The organism is Kitasatospora sp. NPDC057595 (genome assembly GCF_042800875.1).
Classification (GTDB): domain Bacteria; phylum Actinomycetota; class Actinomycetes; order Streptomycetales; family Streptomycetaceae; genus Kitasatospora.
Genome location: NZ_JBHVGL010000060.1, coordinates 438 through 2,008 on the forward strand (window position 1 = coordinate 438; position 1,571 = coordinate 2,008).

The window sequence follows — 1,571 nt, forward strand, 5'->3', positions numbered from 1 at the left end:
GTGCTTGACGTTCGCCTTGTCTCTCCCCTCGGTCTTTTGGCTGAGCGCGATTAGGTCTTACATTTTGAGACATTTGTTTTTCAGTTTCTTCTATTGGCGGCTCCATTGCCGCAAGGCTAGACAATTCATTGTCGGCGGGCTGAGTCCTTCTTTCAGGTTTACGGTTTGTTGTGTCGCCAGTTGAGCGCAGCCTCTCTACTGGTTGAGCCGTCTCATTCCTTTGTACATTTTGACTTTTCGATAGCTGCGGCTGCTGTTTCCTTTCATATCTCGCGTTGTCATCCCATGATGTAATATGCGGACGTGTATTCTCACTCGGAGAGCTTTCCATTGATGCCTGTTGAGTCCGGTATCGCTCTCTATCTAAAGGCTCCGCCTTTGGCGTCACATTCTGTGTCTGAAGTTCTCGCTCTTGTTTATTCCGTTCCATTTCTTCATGTTTTCCTGCATAATAAACACCTGCCGGAAGGTCAACTGTCCCCCCTGACTGTCGCTGCCCCTGTCTATCTGAATCTTCCTGAGATTCGCCTTGTAATGTTCTGTCTTTGCGACCGTCTTTAAAGTCACTCATATTAACAACTTTATCAGCTGAATTACCTTGTGAGGATCGCGCCTCGGAACGGTCAGGAGAATCATTCAAATTGCTTTTTATCGCATTAGCTGAGGCATCGCCCGCGCTGTCTGCGGTCTCACGGTTTTCATTTCGTTCTTTAGCTTGTTGTAATGCTGCAGCTGAAGCTCCGCCAGTATAAGCAGCCGCAGCTGCACCGGCCAAATTCTTAGCAGCTCCAATTGTTTTTTCTGCCGGCTGACGAATCCCTTTTTCATAAGCGTGCTTAGCTGTTCCGCCATCCACTGAAACCACCCTGCCGGCCGTTACAAACTCAATGATTTTATCTCGATACTTAATCATCAAGATGATAGCAAGAGCTGTCACAAAAGCATTCAGCATGTATTTTCCGGGTGTATCCATCGGGATCAATTCACCTGTTATATCAATGATCAAAAACGTAAACAGAAGAATGATCCCTACAAAAGCTTTCATAAAAAATGCACCAACCAACCTGCCAAGTGTGTACCAAGCGCTATTTGAGAAATTCGGCAAGAAGGAAATAATGAAGCTGATCGGGAGTATGACGCTTATTGCTAGGACAAGAATTTGAACTATAAAATTCACAAACGCCACTAACAACAAAGGAACACCCAGCACACAAGCAAAGCCTAACGAAAATATGGCCACGCCGATTTTATTCGGAATTCCTGATTGCGCCATCATGGTATTATTAAGCTCATTAGCTTCTGATGAAGCTATTTTTTTTCTTTCTTTATATCCATCTTCATTGAGCTTATATTCCAGTAGTTTAGTGATCCTGTCTTTATCATCCTTCGTGATCTTACTCTCGTCTGTCATGCCATAGTTCATATTTAAATATGGCTTATAGACAGCAATATCAAAGTATTGATTACGAAGGAGAGCGATAGACCCCTCTAATTCTTCGCCTTGTGCGATATCTCGTTCATCATTGAAAAGCGTTCCGCTTTTCATAATAAGCCCCTGCACTTCACTGCTA

General features: G+C 44.0%; 1 protein-coding gene. It reads right to left on the bottom strand.

The annotated features are described in order from the left end of the window. Positions 1–1,571 (bottom strand): CD3337/EF1877 family mobilome membrane protein (locus tag ACFU9E_RS35400; RefSeq protein ID WP_380715691.1); only part of this gene is annotated, 1,571 nt, incomplete at both ends.